This window comes from Mycolicibacterium neoaurum ATCC 25795 (assembly GCF_000691525.1).
GTDB lineage: Bacteria > Actinomycetota > Actinomycetes > Mycobacteriales > Mycobacteriaceae > Mycobacterium > Mycobacterium neoaurum.
This window is the reverse complement of sequence record NZ_JMDW01000001.1, coordinates 23,623-43,925: the sequence shown is the minus strand read 5'-3', so window position 1 is coordinate 43,925 and position 20,303 is coordinate 23,623. Positions and strand designations below refer to the sequence as shown.

General features: G+C 65.1%; 20 protein-coding genes. 7 read left to right on the top strand and 13 right to left on the bottom strand.

Features of this window, described 5'->3' with window-relative positions; translation table 11 throughout:
* Positions 1–55 precede the first annotated feature (55 nt).
* The 7 genes from IC40_RS0100210 to IC40_RS0100180 all read right to left on the bottom strand — a co-directional run bounded on the left by IC40_RS0100210 (position 56) and on the right by IC40_RS0100180 (position 7,475).
* Entirely contained in the window at positions 56–706 is a 651-nt protein-coding gene (locus tag IC40_RS0100210) for a sensor domain-containing protein (RefSeq protein ID WP_372494000.1), read from the bottom strand.
* A 21-nt stretch (positions 707–727) separates the two neighbouring features.
* Positions 728–1,252, bottom strand: coding sequence for a hypothetical protein (locus tag IC40_RS0100205; protein WP_030132768.1), 525 nt, complete (start codon positions 1,250–1,252; stop codon positions 728–730).
* 63 nt (positions 1,253–1,315) lie between these two features.
* Entirely contained in the window at positions 1,316–1,738 is a 423-nt protein-coding gene (locus IC40_RS0100200) for a hypothetical protein (protein ID WP_030132767.1), read from the bottom strand.
* A 45-nt stretch (positions 1,739–1,783) separates the two neighbouring features.
* On the bottom strand, positions 1,784–4,024 hold the full coding sequence (gene treS, locus IC40_RS0100195; protein ID WP_030132766.1) for a maltose alpha-D-glucosyltransferase: 2,241 nt from the start codon (positions 4,022–4,024) through the stop codon (positions 1,784–1,786).
* 48 nt (positions 4,025–4,072) lie between these two features.
* Complete coding sequence (locus IC40_RS0100190; protein ID WP_030132765.1) at positions 4,073–5,167, bottom strand: DUF4185 domain-containing protein; 1,095 nt, start codon at positions 5,165–5,167, stop codon at positions 4,073–4,075.
* Positions 5,164–6,204: an aspartate-semialdehyde dehydrogenase gene (locus IC40_RS0100185; RefSeq protein ID WP_030132764.1), complete on the bottom strand. Its 1,041-nt coding sequence runs from the start codon at positions 6,202–6,204 to the stop codon at positions 5,164–5,166. Before IC40_RS0100185 ends, IC40_RS0100190 begins: the two co-directional genes overlap by 4 nt.
* 5 nt (positions 6,205–6,209) lie before the next feature.
* On the bottom strand, positions 6,210–7,475 hold the full coding sequence (locus tag IC40_RS0100180; protein WP_030132763.1) for an aspartate kinase: 1,266 nt from the start codon (positions 7,473–7,475) through the stop codon (positions 6,210–6,212).
* A 202-nt stretch (positions 7,476–7,677) separates the two neighbouring features.
* On the opposite strand from IC40_RS0100180, the gene IC40_RS0100175 reads away from it, so the two are divergent.
* The 7 genes from IC40_RS0100175 to IC40_RS0100145 all read left to right on the top strand — a co-directional run bounded on the left by IC40_RS0100175 (position 7,678) and on the right by IC40_RS0100145 (position 15,090).
* Positions 7,678–8,931 (top strand): ammonium transporter, encoded by a 1,254-nt coding sequence (locus tag IC40_RS0100175; protein WP_030132762.1) that lies wholly within the window; start codon positions 7,678–7,680, stop codon positions 8,929–8,931.
* A gap of 128 nt (positions 8,932–9,059) precedes the next feature.
* A complete protein-coding gene (gene glnT / locus IC40_RS0100170; RefSeq protein WP_030132761.1) occupies positions 9,060–10,364 on the top strand; it encodes a type III glutamate--ammonia ligase in 1,305 nt (434 codons plus the stop codon).
* 20 nt (positions 10,365–10,384) lie between these two features.
* Entirely contained in the window at positions 10,385–11,254 is an 870-nt protein-coding gene (locus tag IC40_RS0100165) for a class II glutamine amidotransferase domain-containing protein (protein ID WP_030132760.1), read from the top strand.
* Entirely contained in the window at positions 11,242–11,937 is a 696-nt protein-coding gene (locus IC40_RS0100160) for a protein glxC (protein ID WP_030132759.1), read from the top strand. Before IC40_RS0100165 ends, IC40_RS0100160 begins: the two co-directional genes overlap by 13 nt.
* On the top strand, positions 11,937–13,232 hold the full coding sequence (locus IC40_RS0100155; RefSeq protein WP_030132758.1) for an FMN-binding glutamate synthase family protein: 1,296 nt from the start codon (positions 11,937–11,939) through the stop codon (positions 13,230–13,232). Before IC40_RS0100160 ends, IC40_RS0100155 begins: the two co-directional genes overlap by 1 nt.
* Positions 13,229–14,425 (top strand): NAD(P)/FAD-dependent oxidoreductase, encoded by a 1,197-nt coding sequence (locus tag IC40_RS0100150; protein WP_030132757.1) that lies wholly within the window; start codon positions 13,229–13,231, stop codon positions 14,423–14,425. The genes IC40_RS0100155 and IC40_RS0100150 overlap by 4 nt, the downstream gene beginning before the upstream one ends.
* Before the next feature lie 17 nt (positions 14,426–14,442).
* Positions 14,443–15,090 carry a type II toxin-antitoxin system RelB family anti-toxin gene (locus IC40_RS0100145; RefSeq protein WP_019510693.1) on the top strand — a complete coding sequence of 216 codons (648 nt, stop codon included), beginning with the start codon at positions 14,443–14,445 and terminating at the stop codon, positions 15,088–15,090.
* A gap of 87 nt (positions 15,091–15,177) precedes the next feature.
* Here the strand turns inward: IC40_RS0100145 and IC40_RS27705 are convergent, their stop codons facing one another.
* The 6 genes from IC40_RS27705 to IC40_RS26715 form a co-directional block, all read right to left on the bottom strand.
* Positions 15,178–15,798: an Imm61 family immunity protein gene (locus IC40_RS27705; protein WP_138158213.1), complete on the bottom strand. Its 621-nt coding sequence runs from the start codon at positions 15,796–15,798 to the stop codon at positions 15,178–15,180.
* A gap of 23 nt (positions 15,799–15,821) precedes the next feature.
* Entirely contained in the window at positions 15,822–16,208 is a 387-nt protein-coding gene (locus IC40_RS27700; RefSeq protein WP_138158212.1) for a hypothetical protein, read from the bottom strand.
* A gap of 176 nt (positions 16,209–16,384) precedes the next feature.
* Positions 16,385–16,651 carry a hypothetical protein gene (locus IC40_RS0100130; protein ID WP_030132754.1) on the bottom strand — a complete coding sequence of 89 codons (267 nt, stop codon included), beginning with the start codon at positions 16,649–16,651 and terminating at the stop codon, positions 16,385–16,387.
* Positions 16,648–16,899: a hypothetical protein gene (locus IC40_RS27695; protein WP_138158211.1), complete on the bottom strand. Its 252-nt coding sequence runs from the start codon at positions 16,897–16,899 to the stop codon at positions 16,648–16,650. Before IC40_RS27695 ends, IC40_RS0100130 begins: the two co-directional genes overlap by 4 nt.
* 65 nt (positions 16,900–16,964) lie before the next feature.
* Complete coding sequence (locus IC40_RS0100125) at positions 16,965–17,528, bottom strand: Imm61 family immunity protein (RefSeq protein WP_030132753.1); 564 nt, start codon at positions 17,526–17,528, stop codon at positions 16,965–16,967.
* Positions 17,525–20,299, bottom strand: coding sequence for a TNT domain-containing protein (locus IC40_RS26715; RefSeq protein WP_030132752.1), 2,775 nt, complete (start codon positions 20,297–20,299; stop codon positions 17,525–17,527). The genes IC40_RS0100125 and IC40_RS26715 overlap by 4 nt, the downstream gene beginning before the upstream one ends.
* Positions 20,300–20,303 lie beyond the last annotated feature (4 nt).

Genomic DNA, 20,303 nt, shown 5'->3' with positions numbered 1-20,303 from the left:
TGTCTCACTCAATCTTCCAGAAGGGTCTGACATATTCCCAGGGATTTGTTCGCCGCTACTGGCCCAGGGTGTTCTGCATGGCTCCGGCCAGCACGTTCACCGCCGGTCCGCCGTTTCCCGGCTGACAGACTTTCGCCTGCAGCAGAACGTTTTCCCGTAACCGGGTCTGGGTGAAGCACCGACGGTCAATACCCGCCTCCTGTTTGACCCAAACCGCGTCGGTCGGCGTGACCGTCCCCGCTGTGAACGTCCAGACCTGCGTCACGAAATTGTCCAGGTGCATGGCCGTCGTCTGGCCTGCGCAGCCGGTCGTCCGGTCCGTGACGCGCTGGTAGGCCCGTGTGGCGGCCTCGTTGGTCGCAAACACCCCGACGGCCTGCTTGACGAGGCGGGTGGTGTCCGTCGCCGATGTCTGGGCGAGCGCACTCTTGAAGGAGGCCAGGTCCGGGTCGGCGTACACATCGGGCAGGCCGATATCGGCCCAGTTGTTGCAGGCCGGGTTGTCGACGTAGAAGGCCTGGCCCGGCGCGGTGAACTCGGCCTCCCAGGCCAGCGGTGCGCCGACGATATTGCTCACCGAGCCCTTCGGCAGCACGGCGTAACCGACGACCCCGGGATCCGACGGCCTGGCCGAGGCCACCGGTACCGCGGCGAGGCTCGTCAGGACGGCTCCCACCATGACCGCGACGGCGTAGGTCTGGCGCATGGCACCGATCATGCCAGCGGATCAGAACAGCGTCTGGGTGCAGTAGGTGCGGGCCGGCTGCGGGTAGGGCCAGGCATAGGTGCCCGCGGTCGCCGGGCATGCCGACTGGTCACGGACGTCCAGCCGCTGCGTGACCTGCACCAGCACGCCCTGCCCGCGGTCGCGGCAATCGGCCTTCTCGACCAGCCCGATCGGCATCTCCATCAGATAGCACTGCTCGGCCACCAGGTTGGGCACCAGGCACAACCGCGCGGTCGACGGGTCGGCGTAACCGCTGGGCAGATGCTGATACTCGGCGGTCGGGCACTCACCGGCGGCGTCTGTGGTGGCGCCCACGGTGTAGCTGGGATCCGCGGTGCACGATGTCTCGGTGGCGCGGGCCGGGTCGGGGTCGGGCGCCTGACCCGCGTCGATCTGGACGCAGTCACCCACGGCGAAGACGGTGGCGGCCGCGATATCGGGTTCGCGACCGCCACACGCCACCAGCGTCGCCGCTACCACGAAAACTCCGATCAGCGCGGCAAGGCGCGAAGTTCGGCGTGTCATGGTTAGCGACACTCTCACGACTGGGCCGCGAGTGCCAAGAGTTACAGATGTTTCTTAAGGTTCTCAGCGCGGTACGGTCGTCGGCCCGGGCATCGGGCCTTGGCCTTGACCCGCACCCGGGGGTGGTCCGATCTCGAAGTCCGGGCCGCCCTGGAAGCGCGGACCGCCGGGGAACAGCACATGCGGCGGCCCCATCGGGGGCGGACCGCCCCGGTGGAACATCTCGATATCGTCGCGGGGCGGCCCGTGGTGCCGGTCACCGTCGGAGCTCTTGCCGAGGATGAAACCGGAGAAGAAGATGACTGCGACCACGAACACCGTGCCCGCCACGATGCCCACCCAGGCAGCCACCTGGATCAGCCGGTTCGGACGTGCCCGCTCCGGATGCACCGGCGGCGGAGGCGCCACGGGTGGGGGCGGCGGTGGCGGTGATGCCTGCACCGCGGTCGGCGCGGTCGGGTTATCGGCGTGCTCACTTTCGCTCATGGATTCATGATGCCGAGGCCAGCCGATGCCCTGGCTGGTTGCCACTTATGAATCCGCTGTGAGCGGTAGCTCCACCAGCAGGCTCATTCCGTGGTGCGGCGGCATCTCGACCGGGAAGCTGTGCAGATCGTCGACGTGCGCGAGCGTCTTACCGCTGAACATGTCGGTCACCACCGCCTGCGGCGGCAGGAACTCCGACCGCACGGTGCCGGCTATCTCCTCGTTCGCGAAGTTGAGCACCGTCAGCTGTAGCTGGTGCGGGTCATCGAGCTGATGCACCATCACCAGCATTCCGCGGTGGGACACCTCAGGGATGTCGATCTGGCGGCTGGTGGCGATGCCGAAGTGCGTCCGCACCCGCAGGATCGCCTGCAGCTGGCGCAGGAAGCTGGTCTCGTCGGCCAGTTGCTCGGGTATCGACCCGTACAGACTGGTTCCGCGCGGCATGCCCTCGCTGGAGTGCGTCGCGTTCGGATTGACACCCATCAGATCGTGGGCGGCACGGTGGATCCAGCGGGTGTCACCACCGCGCAGCAGCTCGCTGACCTGGTCGGCCGGCAGCGTCAACATGCCGCAGAGATCCCATCCCGACAGCGCGAAGACACCGGGCTGCAGCGCGTTGAACATGGCCAACAGCAGATGGGCCCGCCTGATCCGGTCGATATCTTCGATATCGACCAGATCCGAGTAGCCCAGCGTCGCGGCTATCACCGTCGCTGTGGTGCAGGCGATGCCGTTGGTGGTGAACACCAGGTTGTACGGGGCATCCGGTCCGGTCAGGGTATGGGTGAGGTCGTCACGGATCGCCTGTCCCAGTTGCTCACCGGTGACGTCCTGGCCTTTGTAGGTGTAGTGGTCATCGCGGTGGCCCGCCGACCAGTGCACCAACTCGTAGGTCAACTCGTCGTGGTTCTGCAGTGCGTGCACCAGTGACGCCGGGTCGACGTCGGTGTCCAGTGTGGTCCGCAGAGTCAGCCGCAGGAACTCGGTGTCCGCGGTCGCCAGCGCATGGTGATAGGCGGGCCGGTTGATGAAGTCGTAGGACAGATCCGAACCGGCGAGGCTGTTGTCTCGGATGTCGTCGATGGTGAGATTGAGCTCCTGGAAGGTGAATCCGCCGAGCTTGCGCACCATGCTGCCGATGAATTGGTTGGCCGCCTGCGACAGCGGATGGCCCTCCGACCAGCCGACGTCATCCTCTGCCGATTTCTCCGCCCCCAGAAATCCGTTGGCGTCCAACCGCAGACCGCCCGAGCCGAGATCACTGAGCGAGTGCAGCGCATCACCGATCACCAACCGCATACCGGCGAAACTGGGATCCAGCCAGTTGATCGAGGGCTGCCCGTCCTTGAAGTAGTGCAAGTACACCCAGCGTCGCTCGATACCGTCGACGCCGACGATCGGGCGGGTCACGCTCCAGTTGGTTTCCTTGATGCCCTCGGCGTAGAAGATGACGCGCTGCAACTTGCCGATGATGTACCCGGCCTTGTCCAGCCAGTCCTCGGTGACGGAGTCGACGTTCACCGAGTCCGCACCGGCAGGTACGGCCGGCAGGTGCTCCCAGTCCTGTTCGTCGATCTCGACCATGTGGTAGATGCCGGGATAGTCGGCGTACTTCATCTCGGCGAGCCGGAAGTCCGCGCCCTTACCGGTGTGGCCGGGCACGATGTCGTCGATGATGGTGCCGCCGTACCAGTTGGCGGTGCCACACATCTGCCGGAACTCGTCCTCGGTACCGAACGCCGGGTCGATCTGCGTGCTGATCCGGTCGAAGTGTCCATCAACGCTGGGGGTCTGCTGCCAACCCGAAATACCACCGGCACGTTTCACCGGACCGGTGTGCACCGCCTGAATTCCGATCTCCGCGAACGCCTTCCACATTTCCTCATCGGCCATCGCCTTGAGGAAGGACTCGTCCGGTCGGGTGATCAGCGAGAGCGGATAAGCCGTGAACCACACGGAGGCGGTGTCGACAGCACCGCGCGGGTTGGGCCTGGCGAACGGGTTCTGCCACATCGAGCCCTGCCCGGAGAACTGCTGGCTGATTTCGTTGGCGTCCGACAGCATGGACTGCGAGAGCAGCCAGGACACGTACGCGGGGTTGTCGCCGGTGGGTGATCCGTCCTGGGCCAACGACCGCCGCACGAAGGGGCTGCGGACCCGCGGCCGGGATCGCAGGGTTCGGGGGCGGGCCGGATGCAGGTGTTCGTCGAAGGTGATATCGGCAGGCTCGTTGGCCTGCCCCTCGGCCGCAGAATCTGTCGGCTCGGCTGCCTGCGATGACATCTGTCTCCTCCCGGGCGCCACACGGCCCCTGCCCCAGTATTGCCATACCTACCCGGCACTGAAACGTTCCGCAGGTTGACGCGGATTGACCGCGTATTGGAGTACCCGGTACGGCGTTCCGCCGCGCGGTGAGGTGTTCCACTGGCTGACGAACACCCGGAGCTCCTCGAGCGTCGATGCCGGACAGATGTACCCACCGTACGGCTGGGCCAGCCGGTTGTCGTCCGGGGCGGGCAGCTCCTCGGGCCGCTCGGGCCAGGGCGCCGCGCGCACGACGGTGGTGACCGGCGCCCATCCGAGTTGCGTCGGGTCGTTCGCCACCCGCACCTCCATGTTGCCGGTGCTGGCGTTGAAGTAGGACAACACGGTCCTACCGTCGATCTGCCGGATGCTCATCTCACCGATCCGGTCACCCCACAGCGGGGTGGGGTCGCCACCCCATCCGCGCTCGGCCGACCAACCCTGCCATGCGGCACGATCCGGGAAATGCTGAGGCGCAACGCGATACAGGGTGACCGGCGCGGTCCTGTCGAAGTTGTCGGCGACGATGTACACCCAGCCACGTTCGGATTCCGGCGTCGGCACCGGATCGTAGTAGCCGCTGATCTGCGACTGGCCGCCGCCGGCGTACCCGGCGGGGCGTTGTGAACCCGCGACAGTTGCCCAGTTACCCTGTGCGGCATCGGCTTTCACCAAACGCGACGACGCGGGCCGGAGCGCTTGGGTGGTGGTCACCAGCAGATAGTTCTCCCGGTTGATCGCCACCACACCGGCGGGCAGCTGGGAGGCGCCGGGCGGGGTCGGATCCGCCAGCAGCGGCGTGTCGACGCCGGACACGCCGGTGACGCGCAGGACGCCGGTGATGGAATCCGGATCCACATGCAGCGCGACCGGGGAGTACCAGCCGCCGTAGCCGACGCCCTGCCCGGCGAAACTGTCACCACAGACCTGCAGCAGCCGACTGGGGAATTCCATGAACTCACACAGATCGGTGGCGCCGATACCGTAATCCCCGGTGGCCGTGCCGGTTCCGGCGACCGGTCCGAGCATCAGAACCTGGCCGGGCTGCAGCCGCAGATCGGCGTGCGCCGGGGAGGCGAGCACCACGGCAGCCACCAGGACCGCCGCCGTGCCGCGGATCACAACTGAGCGGCCAGCAGTTCGGCGATCTGGATGGTGTTCAGCGCGGCGCCCTTCCGCAGATTGTCGCCGGAGACGAACAATGCCAGGCCGCGACCGTCGGGCACGCCGGGGTCCTGACGGATGCGGCCGACCAGCGAGTCATCGGCACCGGCGGCAGCCAGCGGCGTCGGCACGTCGACCAGTGACACACCGGGGGCGCCGGCCAGCAGTTGCTGAGCGCGGGCCACCGACAGCGGCTCGGCGAACTCGGCGTTGATCGACAGCGAGTGCCCGGTGAACACCGGAACCCGCACGCAGGTGCCGCTGACGGCGAGCTCGGGAATTCCGAGGATCTTGCGGCTCTCGTTGCGCAGCTTCTGGTCCTCGTCGGTCTCACCGGAGCCGTCGTCGACCAACGACCCGGCCAACGGGACCACGTTGAAGGCAATGGGCGCAACGTATTTGACCGGGGCCGGGTAATCCAGCGCCGAGCCGTCGTGCACCAGCTGCTCGACACCGTCGATGACGGCACGCGCCTGGGTGGCCAATTCCTCGACACCGGCCAGACCGGTGCCGGAGACGGCCTGATAGCTCGACACGATAAGCCGGGTCAGGCCGGCCTCGTCGTGCAGGGGCTTGAGCACCGGCATGGCGGCCATGGTGGTGCAGTTGGGGTTGGCGATGATGCCCTTCTTGAGCTGGACACCGCGTACGTCCCGGTCGAAGTTGACCTCGCTGACCACCAACGGAACGTCCGGGTCCTTGCGCCAGGCCGAGGAGTTGTCCACCACGACCGCACCGGCGGCGGCGAACCGCGGTGCCTGCACACGCGACATGGTCGCGCCGGCCGAGAACAGCGCGATGTCCAGCCCGGACGGGTCGGCGGTCTCGGCGTTCTCGACCTCGATCTCCTGGCCGCGGAAGGTCAGCTTCTTGCCCTCCGAGCGCGGCGAGGCGAAGAACCGCACCGAGCTGGCCGGGAAGTTGCGGTCGTCCAGCAGCTTGCGCATGACCTGGCCGACCTGGCCGGTGGCGCCGATCACACCGATGTTCACCATGGTTACTAGATCCCCGATCCTGCGTACACGATCGCTTCCTCGTCACCACCGAGACCGAAGGCCTCGTGCAGCACGGCCACGGCCTTGTCCAGGTCGGTATCGCGGACCAGGACCGAGATCCGGATCTCGGAGGTGGAGATCAACTCGATGTTGATACCCGCCTCGGCCAGGGTCTCGCAGAACGTGGCGGTGACGCCCGGATGGGTGCGCATCCCGGCACCGACGAGGGACACCTTGCCGATGTGATCGTCGTAGAGCACCTGGGTGAAGCCGATCTCACTCTGCAGAGAGGTGAGTTTCTGCACCGCCGACGGGCCGTTCTCCCGCGAGCAGGTGAAGGTGATGTCGGTCTTGCCGTCCTCGATCTTGCTGATGTTCTGTAGCACCATGTCGATGTTGACGTCGGCGTCGGCGACCGCGCGGAACACTTTGGCGGCGTATCCGGGTACATCGGGCAGGCCGACGACGGTGACCTTGGCCTCGCTGCGGTCGTGGGCGACTCCGGTCAGGATGGCGTCTTCCATGGGGATGTCCTCGATCGATCCGTTGACGATGGTTCCGGGCTTATCCGAGTACGACGAGCGGACGTGTATCGGAACGTTGTAGCGGCGCGCGTATTCCACGCAACGCAGCATCAGCACCTTGGCCCCGCAGGCGGCCATTTCCAGCATCTCCTCGAAGGAGACGTGGTCCAGGTGACGGGCATTGGGCACGATTCGGGGGTCGGCGGTGAAGATGCCGTCGACGTCGGTGTAGATCTCGCAGACGTCGGCGTTCAGCGCGGCGGCCAGCGCGACGGCGGTGGTATCCGAGCCGCCGCGGCCCATGGTGGTGACGTCCTTGCTGTCCTGGCTGACGCCCTGGAAACCGGCGACCAGCACGATGACACCGTCATCCAGCGCATCGCGCAGCCGGCCCGGGGTGACGTCGATGATCTTGGCGTTGCCGTGGGTGCCGGTGGTGACGATGCCGGCCTGCGACCCGGTGAAGGACCTCGCCTGGGCGCCCATCGACTCGATGGCCATCGCGACCAGCGCGTTGGAGATCCGCTCACCGGCGGTGAGCAGCATGTCCATCTCGCGCGCCGGCGGGGCCGGGGATACCTGGCGGGCCAAATCCAACAGGTCGTCGGTGGTGTCCCCCATCGCCGAACAGACCACGACGACGTCGTTGCCCGCCTTCTTGGTCTCCACGATGCGCTCGGCGACGCGCCGGATCCGGTCGGCATCTGCAACCGATGATCCGCCGTATTTCTGCACGACGAGCGCCACTGTGTACCTCTCGACCAGCCGGGGATGTCCTGACAAGGATAAGGGGTCAGCGCATCCCTTTTTCACCTCCACCGTTGTGGCCGCACCGCCGGGGCCCGAAACCGTTTACCGGCGCGCAACGCGGCGATGCTGTTGACGTAACAGAAACGGAGGTTACTGCCAGTGGTCGGCCCGCTCGGGCCGCGCATTCCAGGAGATGTAGATGGATACAGGAACCACGGCCTTCATTCTGTGTTGCATCATCGGTCTGACGCTGATGATCCCCGGCCTCGCGTTGTTCTACGGCGGCATGGTCTCGGTCAAGAGCTCGACCAACATGATGATGATGACGTTCGGCGCCGTCGCGGTGGTCGGCTTGCTCTGGGTGCTGTTCGGATTCTCGATGGTGTTCGGCACGTCCATCGGGGGCTTCGTCGGCAACATCACCGAATTCGCAGGGATGACCAACCTGCTGGAATCCATGACCACCCTGTCCGGACTGCCGATCAGTTTGTTCGCGCTGTTCCAGGCCCTCTTCGCGGCCATCACGGTCGCCCTCATCTCCGGCGCGGTGGCCGACCGGATGAAATTCGGCGCCTGGATGATCTTCGCGGCGGTCTGGGCGGTGCTGGTCTATTTCCCGGTCGCGCACTGGGTCTTCGCGTTCGACGGTGTCGTCACCGAGAACTCGGTGGGTGGCTGGATCGCCAACACCCTCGGCGCGGTCGACTTCGCCGGCGGCACCGCGGTGCACATCAACGCGGGCGCCGCGGCCCTGGCGCTGGCCATCGTGCTCGGCAAGTCCGCGATGTTCGGCCAGCTGCGCAAGCCGCACAACGTCCCGCTGACCCTGTTGGGCGCCGGGATGCTGTGGGCCGGGTGGTACGCCTTCAACGGCGGTTCGGCACTGGCGGCGGGCAATTCGGCGGCCATCGTCATGGTGACGACCTTCGTGGCAACCTGCGCGGCCATCCTGGCCTGGCTGGCGGTCGAGAAGATCAAGACCGGACACGTCACCGGCGTCGGTGCAGCCTCGGGCGCCATCACCGGCCTGGTCGCCATCACCCCGGCGTGCGGCGCGGTCACGCCCATCGGCGCCATCTTCGTCGGCGGGATCGCCGGAGCCATCTGCGTCTACGCGGTCGGGCTGAAGGAGAAGTTCGGCTACGACGATTCTCTGGATGTGGTCGGCGTGCACCTCGTCGGCGGTGTCATCGGCACGCTGCTGATCGGCCTGTTCGCCAGCGAGGGGATGCCCAACGGCGTCAACGGGCTGTTCTACGGCGGCGGTATCGATCTGCTCTGGAAGCAGGCCGTGGCAGCGGGCGCGGTGATGGCCTACTCGTTCGGCATCGCCTTCGTCATCGCCTTCGCCATCAAGAAGACCATGGGCATCCGCATCTCCCCCGATGAGGAGGAGAAGGGTATCGACGCCACGTTCCACCGCGATTCGGCCTACGAGTTCGAATTGGCCTGAGGTTCCCGATGATTCCCCGGCGACTTCGGGTCGTCGGGGTTTCCTCGGCTTGCATGTGTTTCACACAGTGATACTCTGTTTCTTACAAAGAGACGAGTCATAACAAGATGACGAAAGTTCTGGTAACCATGACCACCGATCTCGCCACCCTCGCCGAAGAACACGGCACCCGATTCATCCTCGCGTTGTTCGTCGACCTGCGCGGAAAGCCTTGCGCCAAACTGGTTCCCGTCGAAGCTGTTGACCAGCTGGCGACCGAGGGCGTCGGCTTCGCGGGCTACGCCGTCGGCGCCATGGGCCAAGAACCCAAGGATCCCGACCTGATCGCCATCCCGGACCCGTCGTCGTTCACGCCGATCCCCTTCATCAAAGAAGGGCTGGCCCTGGTGCATTGCGACCCTCATGTCAACGGTGCGCCGTGGCCGTACGCACCGCGGGTCATCCTCAAGAACCTGGTGGCCCAGGCCGCCGACGCCGGTTTCGAACCGTGGGTGGGCGCCGAGGTCGAGTACTTCCTGCTGCGCCGCACTCCCGAAGGCGGTCTTGTCACCGCCGACGCCGATGACACAGCGGCACAACCCTGTTACGACGCACGCGGTGTCACCCGGATGTATGAGCACCTGACCGACATCTCGACGGCGATGAACAGCCTGGGGTGGTCCAACTACGCCAACGACCACGAGGACGGTAACGGGCAATTCGAGCAGAACTTCGCCTTCGCCGAGGCGATGGTGACCGCCGACCGCGTGGTCACGCTGCGCTACCTGCTGTCGATGATCGCCGCCGAACGCGACATGATCGCCACCTTCATGCCCAAACCGTTCGGCGATCGCACCGGATCGGGCTTGCACTTCCACCTGTCGCTCACCAGTGGGGGCACACCGGCGTTCCCCTGTGACACCGACGATAAGGGCTTGGGACTGTCGGCGACGGCCTACGGGTTCATCGCGGGCATCCTGGATCACGCCTGTGCTTTGCAGTCGGTCATCGCACCGACGGTCAACTCCTACAAGCGGACCGGGGCCACCAGCACCACCTCGGGGGCCTCGTGGGCGCCCCGTAAGCCCAGTTATGGCGGTAACGACCGCACCCACTACATCCGGGTACCGGACAACCAGCGCATCGAACTGCGCGGCGGAGACGGTTCGGCCAATCCGTATCTGGCGATCGCCGCCGCACTGGGCGCCGGACTCGACGGCATCAAGCGCAGCCTCGATCCGGGCACCGTGGGCGCCCAGGGGCCGGCGAACCTGCCGCCCACACTGCTGCACGCCATCGACGAACTCGACGCCGACCCGGTGGTCGCCGGGGTGCTCGACGCGGCCGGCGAAGGCGTGTCCGGCTACTTCGCGACCATCAAGCGCGAGGAGTTCTTCACCTACCACGGCACCGTCACGCCGTGGGAGATCGACTCGTATCTGACGGCATTCTGAGAAGACAAGGAAGACAACGTATGTGCGGGATAGTTGGACTGCACCTGCGCACTCCGGAGCTCTACCCCCAGCTGGGGGAACTACTCTCGGAGATGCTGGGCGAAATGGCCGATCGAGGAGCCGATTCGGCCGGAGTCGCGGTCTACGGTAATCCGGCGTGGTCGCCGCCGGGGCGCGGGTGTGTGTCGGTGACCGACCTGGACCATGCGCCCGACCTCGGCCCCGATGTCGAGGTCGTGCAGGTCGATTCGACCTACCTGCTCGCGGCGGACACTCCGTCGGAGGATCTGCTGGAACGGGTGCGCGCGGCGTACCCGACGGCGTTGATCGCCGGCTTCGGTGCGGATCTGGCGGTCCTCAAGGGTGTCGGTCATCCGCGCGCGCTCACCGAGGCCTGGGGACTGTCCGCGGCGCACGGGTGGCAGGGAGTCGGGCATACCCGGATGGCCACGGAATCGGCGGTGACCCCGTCGGGTTGCCACCCCTACACCGTCGGACCGCAACAATGCCTGGTGCACAACGGATCCTTTGCCAATCACGCCACGATCCGACGCGATCTCCGACGCGCGGGGGTGGTCTTCGACAGCGAGAACGACACCGAGGTGGGCGCTCGTTTCGTCGCACAACAGCTGGCCGACGGCCGGGATGTCGAGACCGCACTGAAGGAACTGTGCGCCACCTTCGACGGTTTCTACACGTTGCTGGTGTCCAACCACGATTCGTTCGCCGTGGTGCGCGATGCCATCGCCTGTAAGCCGGCGGTGATCGCCGAGACGCCCGACTGGGTGGCCATGGCCAGCGAGTACCGAGCGTTGTCCGGGCTACCCGGGGTCGAGGCGGCAAAGATCTGGGAACCGGAGCCGGAGGTGGTCTACGCATGGACGAGATGATGACCCAGTCAGTGCATTACGACCTTCGCACGACACCTTTGCGCGAGGTCAACAAGGCACTGCACAACGCAAGTCCCGGCAGCGCCTACGTCATCGACAATCCCGACGGCGCACACAATGTGGCCGTCGGGCTGGACGCCCCGGTGCGGGTGACCGTCAACGGACACGTCGGCTACTACGCGGCCGGGATGAACCAGCACGCCGAGATCGTCATCAACGGAAACGCCGGCACCGGTGTGGCCGAGAACATGATGAGCGGCAGCGTCCGGGTGACGGGCAACGCCTCGCAATCGGCCGGAGCCACCGCGCATGGCGGTCTGCTCGTCATCGAGGGTGATGCCGCCGCCCGCTGCGGCATCTCGATGAAGGGCGTCGATATCGTGGTGGGCGGCAGCATCGGTCACATGAGCGCGTTCATGGCCCAGGCCGGCAGGCTGGTGGTGCGCGGCGATGCCGGTGAGGCACTGGGTGACTCGATCTATGAGGCGCACATCTACGTCCGCGGCGCGGTCGCTTCACTCGGCGCGGACTGCATCAAGAAGGACATGCGTCCCGAGCACCACACCGAGCTTGCTGAATTGCTCTCCGCAGCCGGATATTCCGATGACACGTCCGAATACAGCCGGTACGGCTCGGCCCGAAATCTGTACCACTTCCACGTCGACAATGCGAGTGCCTACTGATGCGTGAATCCGCCACTTTCGATCGCAACACCATCGCCGATATCCAGCGTGCCGCCGAGACCGGCATCTACGACATCCGCGGCTGGGGTGCCAAACGCCCCTTACCGCATTTCGACGACCTGCTGTTCCTGGGGGCGTCGATGTCGCGCTACCCCCTGGAGGGTTACCGCGAGCGCTGCGGCACCGATGTGGTGCTCGGTTCCCGCCACGCCAAACACCCTCTACACCTCGATATCCCGGTCACCATCGCCGGAATGAGCTTCGGCGCACTGTCCGGACCGGCCAAGGAGGCGCTCGGCCGCGGGGCCAGCGAGGCAGGCACCTCGACGACCACCGGAGACGGCGGGATGACACCCGAGGAACGCGGTCAGAGCAAGAACCTGGTCTACCAGTACCTGCCGTCGCGGTACGGGATGAATCCCGACGATCTGCGCAAGGCCGATGCCATCGAGATCGTGCTGGGCCAGGGCGCCAAGCCCGGCGGCGGCGGAATGTTGCTGGGACAGAAGATCTCCGAGCGCGTCGCGGGTATGCGGACCCTCCCCGAAGGAATCGACCAGCGCAGCGCGTGCCGACATCCCGACTGGACCGGCCCTGACGATCTGACCATCAAGATCAACGAGTTGCGGGAGATCACCGATTGGGAGAAGCCCATCTACGTCAAGGTCGGTGCCACCCGCACCTACTATGACGTGAAGTTGGCCGTCCACGCCGGTGCCGATGTGGTCGTGGTCGACGGTATGCAGGGCGGAACCGCCGCCACCCAGGACGTGTTCATCGAACACGTCGGGATCCCGACCTTGGCCGCTGTCCCCCAGGCCGTGCAGGCTCTGCAGGAACTCGACGTGCATCGGCACGGCGTGCAGTTGATCGTCTCGGGCGGCATCCGCACCGGCGCGGACGTCGCCAAGGCGCTCGCGCTCGGCGCCGATGCCGTCGCCATCGGCACCGCGGCGCTGATCGCGCTGGGCGACAACCACCCCCGCTACGAGGAGGAGTACCGCAAGCTGGGCAGCTCGGCCGGTTTCTACGACGATTTCCAGGACGGGCGCGACCCCGCGGGGATCACCACGCAGGATCCCGAGTTGGCCGCCCGGTTCGACCCGATCGAGGGCGGCCGGCGGCTGGCCAACTACCTGCGGGTGCTCACCATGGAGGCGCAGACCATCGCCCGGGCGTGCGGTAAGGCCCACGTCACCCATCTGGAACCGGAGGACCTGGTGGCCATCACCATCGAGGCCGCCGCCATGGCCCGGGTGCCGTTGGCCGGAACGAACTGGATACCGGGCCAGTGAGTGACACCGCAGACGTCGTCATCGTCGGCGGCGGGTTGGAGGGCGCCGCGACGGCGTGGGCGCTGAGCCAGCGCGGGGTCACCGATGTGTTTGTGGCCGAGCGCAACACGGTCGGCTCGGGCATGACCGGTAAGTCCAGCGGGATCGTGCGCTGTCACTACGGGGTCAGCTCACTGGCGGCGATGGCGACCTCAAGCCTCGACGTCTTCGAGAAGCCCGAACAGTTCCTCGGTGAGCACGCGACCGACATCGGTTTCCGGCAGACCGGGTACGTCGTCGGCGTCGGCGAACCCAATGTCCAGGCATTACGCAGCAGCCTGGCCGCGCAGCGCGCGGTCGGTGTACAAACCGAAGAGATCGGCGCCGACGAGGTGGCCGCGATGTGGCCGTCGGCGAACCTCGAGCCGTTCGCCGCGTTCGGGTGGGAGGCCCGCGGCGGCTACGGTGACGCCTACCAAACGGCGCAGGCCTTCGCCGTGTCCGCCCGTGCCGCCGGTGTACGAATCAGGCAGGGCGCCAACGTCACCGAGCTACTGCTCGACGGTGACCGGGTCACCGGCATCCGGCTGGCCGACGGGACGGAGGTGTCCGCGGGCACCGTCGTGGTCGCCACCGGCGCATGGACGCGACCGTTCCTGGCCGGTGTCGGCGTCGAGGTGCCGATCCGCGTGGTGCGCGAACAGATCGTCACGATTTCCCCCGGGCTGAACCTGGGGCCGGTGCCGGTGTTCTCGGATCTGGTCTCCCTGCAGTATGTGCGGCCCGAGTTGGGCGGGGAGATCCTGTTCGGCAACAGCGATCTCGCACACTGCGAGGATGCCGATCCCGACGATTACCTGAACCGGGCCACGGACAGCTTCGTCGAGATGACCGTGCAGAAGGTCGGTGACCGCTTCCCCGGCCTGGTCGACGCGTCGATCTCCGGGAGCTACGCCGGCTGCTACGACGTCACGCCGGACTGGAACCCGGTGATCTCCGCCGGTGGGCTGGACGGCCTCATTGTCGCGGCCGGGTTCAGCGGGCACGGGTTCAAGATTGCCCCCGCGGTGGGGCGGCTGGTGGCCGACCTGGTGACCGAGGGTGCCAGCTCCGACCCGCGCATTCCGGAGACCGACTTTGCACTGTCGCGGTTCGCCGATGGCACACTGCTCAGGAGCCCGTATCCGTACGTCGGAGCCGGGGAGATGCGCTAGAGCACAGGGGGCACACCGTGAGCGACGTTCCGCTCCTTCGCAACCAGTCCGGGACCGCCCGCGAGCGGGACCCGCAGGAGCCGGTCGAGGAGTTGGAATTCGAGGCCGCGATCGGTCGCAACGTGCGCCAACTGCGTCAGCAGCACGGCCTGACCGTCGCCGAGATGGCGGCGCGGGTGGGGATCTCCAAGGCCATGATGTCCAAGATCGAGAACGCGCAGACCTCGTGCAGTCTGTCCACCTTGGCGCTGTTGGCCCGCGGCCTGGACGTCCCGGTGACCAGCCTGTTCCGCGGCGCGGATGTGGAGCGGCCCGCGGCGTTCGTCAAAGCCGGTACCGGAGCGGCGATCGTGCGCAACGGCACCAAGCAGGGCCACGAGTACCAGCTGCTGAGCTCACTGCGCGGTGAGCACAAGCGACTGGAATGCCTGCACGTCACGCTGACCGAGAAGAGTCAGACCTACCCGTTGTTCCAGCATCCCGGCACCGAGTTCATCTACATGCTCGAAGGCGTCATGGACTACAGCCACAGCCGGTCGGTGTACACGCTGCATCCCGGGGACTCGCTGCAGATCGACGGCGAGGGCGCGCACGGCCCGGTGGACCTGGTGGAGTTGCCGATCCGCTTCCTGTCGGTCATCGCATTCCCGGATTCGCAGGTGTAGTTCTGCGGTTACCGGCCCTAATGTTCCCCTGACAGCGCCGTCATGGATATATAGGCGCGACGACGCTCTCAGCGGAACATTGCGTGGCTAATGAGCTTCGGCCCCGCCGTTTCTTTGCAAGCCGTCGCTCGATAATCCCTCTCTGACCAAGCGCTCGAGTTGTTCGTATGACATCGCAATTCCGTGTGAGAAGGTGATCGCATCGCCTCGACCCATCCAGCACCGTGGGACTCTTTCGCCCTTCACGGTGATGGACATCCTTCCGGGAGAGTTTTCGGGGTCGGGTTGCGAAAGAGTGACCCGCTGGTCCGCCCCCTCCCTCTGCCATCGGGCTCGAAGCGATCCGCCGCTGGCATCGGTGAGCGCAGCTTGGCTGATCATGAACAGCAGGTACTTCTCGAGATCATCGAACTGACTAAACATCCAATACCGTTCTCGCGAACCACGTTCCTCCACATCGATGAAGAACGCCTCCGCCTCAGCGACGACGAAATACTTCAGATCGCCTGCTGCACTGCCGAATGTGAAGATGCCGTCTTGTACACGAGGTGGGTCCGCGCCCCAAAAAACCTCACCAACAGTTTTCCACTTGGCGGGAGTCCGGCCTTCATCACCAGGAACGCGCCCTCGCGACCGCAGATAGCAGCTTTGCCATTCGTACCAGGCGCGCACCGTTCGCCGGTATTCGGAAGGAAAGCCATCAATCACTGGGCATCACCGACTCGATATCGCTAGGTTCTAGCCCTGATGGCTTCCACCGTCGCAACCGCCGCGCGGCTGATGAACTCGTCGTCTCGCGCCTCGCCATGAATGTTCCACCGCCAACTGCCGACGTATGTCATCTTTCGATCCGTCATGCCGGGGAAGCCGATAACGAGCTCTGGTGACTCCGGCACCGGTTCCGCTGGTTCAGCGATGCGCTGCAGCATCTGCGTGACCACTTGAGGTGAGTTCCCCACATACGCTGGTAGCAGGTCTGCGTGTCTGCCGATCAGGTATGCGTCGGGCGGGCCCTCTCCCCGAATACTGCGGTTGATTGCGATCCATGCCCGGGTATATCCGCGCGACACCAAGAGCCCATTGGTAGATGCCGTAACTGAGGCATCCAAATCACTCACGGCGGTACTGAACACTTCTAGGGCGTCGTACGGGTATACGTACAGCGACCTCGTAGCAGCGCAGCCACCCACCTCCCACTTTCGTGCGTATGGTGCCGAAAGATCCTGCCCCCTACGTATTGTCGATCGTAATGCCGCGCTGATCGCAGCAGGATCGCCTGAAATGTCCACGATGGTCAGAACGGAGTTCCACAATTGGTACCGGGGTGCTGCAGCAGCAAATCGCCGCGTTCCCGGCGCCGGCACTCTTGCGCGAATCTCGCTGCTGCAAAGCTATTTTGAATGAACAGTTTGTATGCTGGCGGCGTGACCGCGGAAAGCTCTTCGTAGTCGAGCACACCGTTGCTGACCGGAATCGCAAAGTAGTGGCAACCGGACTTGGTGTCGACTCCCAGCGCATAGCGATCGACGCTCGAAAAGTGGGTGTCCTGAAAGCTGGTCACCGGACTCCGATCGCACCGGCGAGCAACTGACTATAGGCCAAGCGGCCAAGCAATTGATAACAAGCTTCAGATTCGGTGTTCAGACACGCCAGGCTATTCTTGTTCCCCCGCTTGTACGAGAACACTTCCCATTGTCCCTCATCAGACCTCTCTACGCACCGAGCGAGATCAGCATGACGACCGAGTGCAACTAACGGCGAAGGAACACCGATCGCGGCCAGCGCCTTGCGCAGTTCAGTCAGGTTCATCAGCGCCGCCCCGCATAGGCCCTACGTGAGAGCTTCGTACTGGCATGGTCACTGACCGAACCTGCTCACGATTCCCGGACAGTAAAAAGCGGGCGCCCCGAAGGATCTAAGTACGACGCCTTCAGCGCCTCCACAGACGACGCGAGATAGTAGGAAAGGCACACCAACTCCGCTGTACCCACGATCTTTCCGGACGCAGTGATAGCGACCGGAGAACCCACGGCGTCGATCAGCGCGAGGCTCTCTCGCCCTTCCAAGGTGGCAGTTCCGATGCCGTAGCCAGCCGCTACCTCATCTGCGGACCGTGGGTACCTCAATATTGGAAGGCCCAATGACGAACGAATCGACAGTCCACACTTTCCATAAAAGTAGAGCTCGATCATGTCCATCGACTCGGCCGCAAAGACCAACTCCTCCGGCGCCATTCGATCCGAGGAAGTCACGATGTACCACCCGCCGGCTTGCTGCCCAATGAAGTAGCGAATCTCGCCATTGTTCGCCCACACAACTGACCGATCATCTCCACCGGCAGTATCTATCCTCGCCGGTGTCGACCCTTGGGTCACTTGGTAGCCCGCCTGCTGGGCCCACTCCACCAGATCTTGCGATAGATCGAACGTTTGGGTCATCGTCGTATCACTCCGTCGTCGATTGTGAGTAGCTGTTCTATCGGCCAGAACTGCTTATTCTCGTCCATGATCCTGACCTGCAGCCCTCCCCCAGGCTGTCCTACGCCGGACGCAATTTCCGATACTTCGATCTTCCAGCCTTCGGGCAGGTGGTCCAATGTGTATGTGTTGTACGGCTGGCGCAAACTATCCACATGCATTGCGCGTTCCTCCCAGCTGGCCGGGCGACCATTCTCGATAAGCCCGAGATACTTGCCTTTGTCGTCGCCGATCCGGTCGAACTGATTTCCGTAGTCTTTGACGAATTGTTCGAAATCGCTGTAGGCCACTCGCGTCCCCGCCACCGCGCCTCCATTATCGGGAAAGTTAACCCAATGCTCTCCCTTAGGCCCCAGCTTGTTGAACTCCTCCGCATAGCTGCGAGCGGAGTAAGGATCCCCGTTCGCATCCCGACCGAACGGAGCAGAAGGATCTTGCATCAGGTCCGCAACGGCAGGTGTGATCCGATCCGGATCAACCGGATCGTCTGGAAACTGCCACGGTTCATAAGGCTCTTGACCGGTGAACTCATCTGGTAGACGCTCCCATCCCGGTCCTTCGGCGTCATGCGTCCGCACCGGGTCATGGTGATCTCCGGGCTCTGCATGGTTCGGAGAGGAGTCAGTCGGACTGCTAGATCCGTCACCGCTCGAAGAATGCGATTCGTCGGGACGCTGAGACATCCCGTCATCTGAGTTATGCGCACCTCCGCCCGATTCCGACGAACTCCCCGGTCCTTCCCCTCCGCCGGAATGCGAACCACCTCCGGACTCCGACCCGCCGCCGCTGGACACCGGGCCCGGCCCATCGTCACCACCGGACTTGGTCGGTCCGTCCGAGCCGGGCGACTCGGCCGGCGGCGACGAGTGCGAGCCATCCGCAGGTGCATCCCCACCAGAAATGGGCGAACCACCCGTCGGCACAGGGCCGTTTGATGACGAACCCCCTGAGGCCGCACCGCTCGATCCGTCACTGCCGCCATGGGTTGGCGACCCACCTGCCGGTACAGGGCCACCCGATGCTGAACCGCCGGACCCCGCACCGCCACCATGGGTCGGACTGCCACCGGTGGGCGCCGGCCCACCCGTCGACGGAGAGCCCGGGCCGGCACCATTCGCATTGCCCCCAGAACCATTGGGCGACGGCGCGTTTCCTGTCCCTGGGCCGGACCCACCGCCCGGCGACGACGGCCCAGCCGGTTCACCGGTCTGCGGTCGCACCGGTGGACTGCCGTTGGGCGAACCCGAAGACCCTGGGCTTCCGCCCGGCGGATTCACCACCGACGGCGGAACTCCAGGCGGCGGAGTGAACTCCGGAACGTGAGGTGCGCCAGGATTGTCCGGCAGGTCGGGAAGATCCGGAGTGCCGCGACCGCCCAATCCCGGTAGTCTACCGAGCCGGCCGAGCTCGCCCTTCTCCAGCAGGTTGCGGGTTGCGGCCAGCCCCTTGGCCACCGCGCCTCCCTTGGCGAGCGCACCGCCGGGAATGAACAGGGTGGCAATGTTCCCCACGGCTTCGCCGAAGCCCCGGCCTGGATTCTCGCCCTTCCACTCATCGAGTGCGATGAATTCGCTGCCCGACTGTATGAGGACATCGTCGATCTTGCTCGGATCCTTCGCAATCATGATCGCGGTGTCCGCCAGGTTCTTCCACGTGTCGAGATCAGCAAGCGCCACGGTGCCGGACACCAGACCGATGACCGCCACCGCGCCGCCGACCTGGATATCGGTGTAGAGGTCCATGACATTGGCGATCGCATTACCCGCACCTTCGCCGAAAGTCTCGACCAGAATCGGTCGTGCCCATCTGTTCAGTGCATCGGAAGCTTCTCCCAGCAAGGTCCCCAGCTCATCGAGGAGGCCGAGCACACCCTTGACCTGACTCTGGAAGTTCTCCAGCACGGTACTGACATCGTCGGCGATTTCGCGCAGCACCTTGTCGCCGTCTCCGGACAGCAGGCCCGTGACCGTGTCCCACAAACCGTCCAGCGAGATCCGATTCAGCAGGTCACGGATCGCATCCTGGGTCTGCTGCACACTACTGGCGAAATCACTTACCGAAGTGGCGATTTCATCGGCAGCGCTCGCCAAATTGGTGGCCGAACTGCCAATCTGCGACAACGCATTCGCGATGTCCGCACCCTCGGGAATGTTCTGCGCACCGACGCTTGCCTTGGACGCATTGAGTGCCGGCTCGAAAACTCTCAACCCCCGTGCAATGTTGCGCCATTGCGCAGCAGTCACATTCATCATCCCGGAATTACCGGAGGGCCAGGTGAGTGCAACCCCCGCCGCAATGCCGATCACCGGAATCATCCGGATAAACGGCTGAATCACGTACCACTTCCCCGGCGGCGTGACCAGACTTCCATTGGGGCCGTAGGGCGCGTCGGGCACCGCGGTCTTCTCGGGTTGCCCGCTGACACTTCCTGTCGGGCCCGCACCACCGGCGACCGAAGCCTGATCGGCATGTTGGTAGTTGAACCCCGTCGCCTCCAACATGACGCCGACATTGTTGAACGCATCGGTAATCTGCGCCAGAAGCTTGCCGAAGTCGTCCGCTTGGCGGCTGTACTTGATGCCGAAACTCAGTCCCGCCGGATCGCCGCCGGATGCGATGCCACTGGAAAGTGCCTGACCGAGCGCATCCGAGAGCGCCCCCAGTTGAGTCCCCAGCGCACCGACGTTCTTGCCGGCATCGATCAGGGTCTGTGGTTCTACCTCGATCCGCACCGAC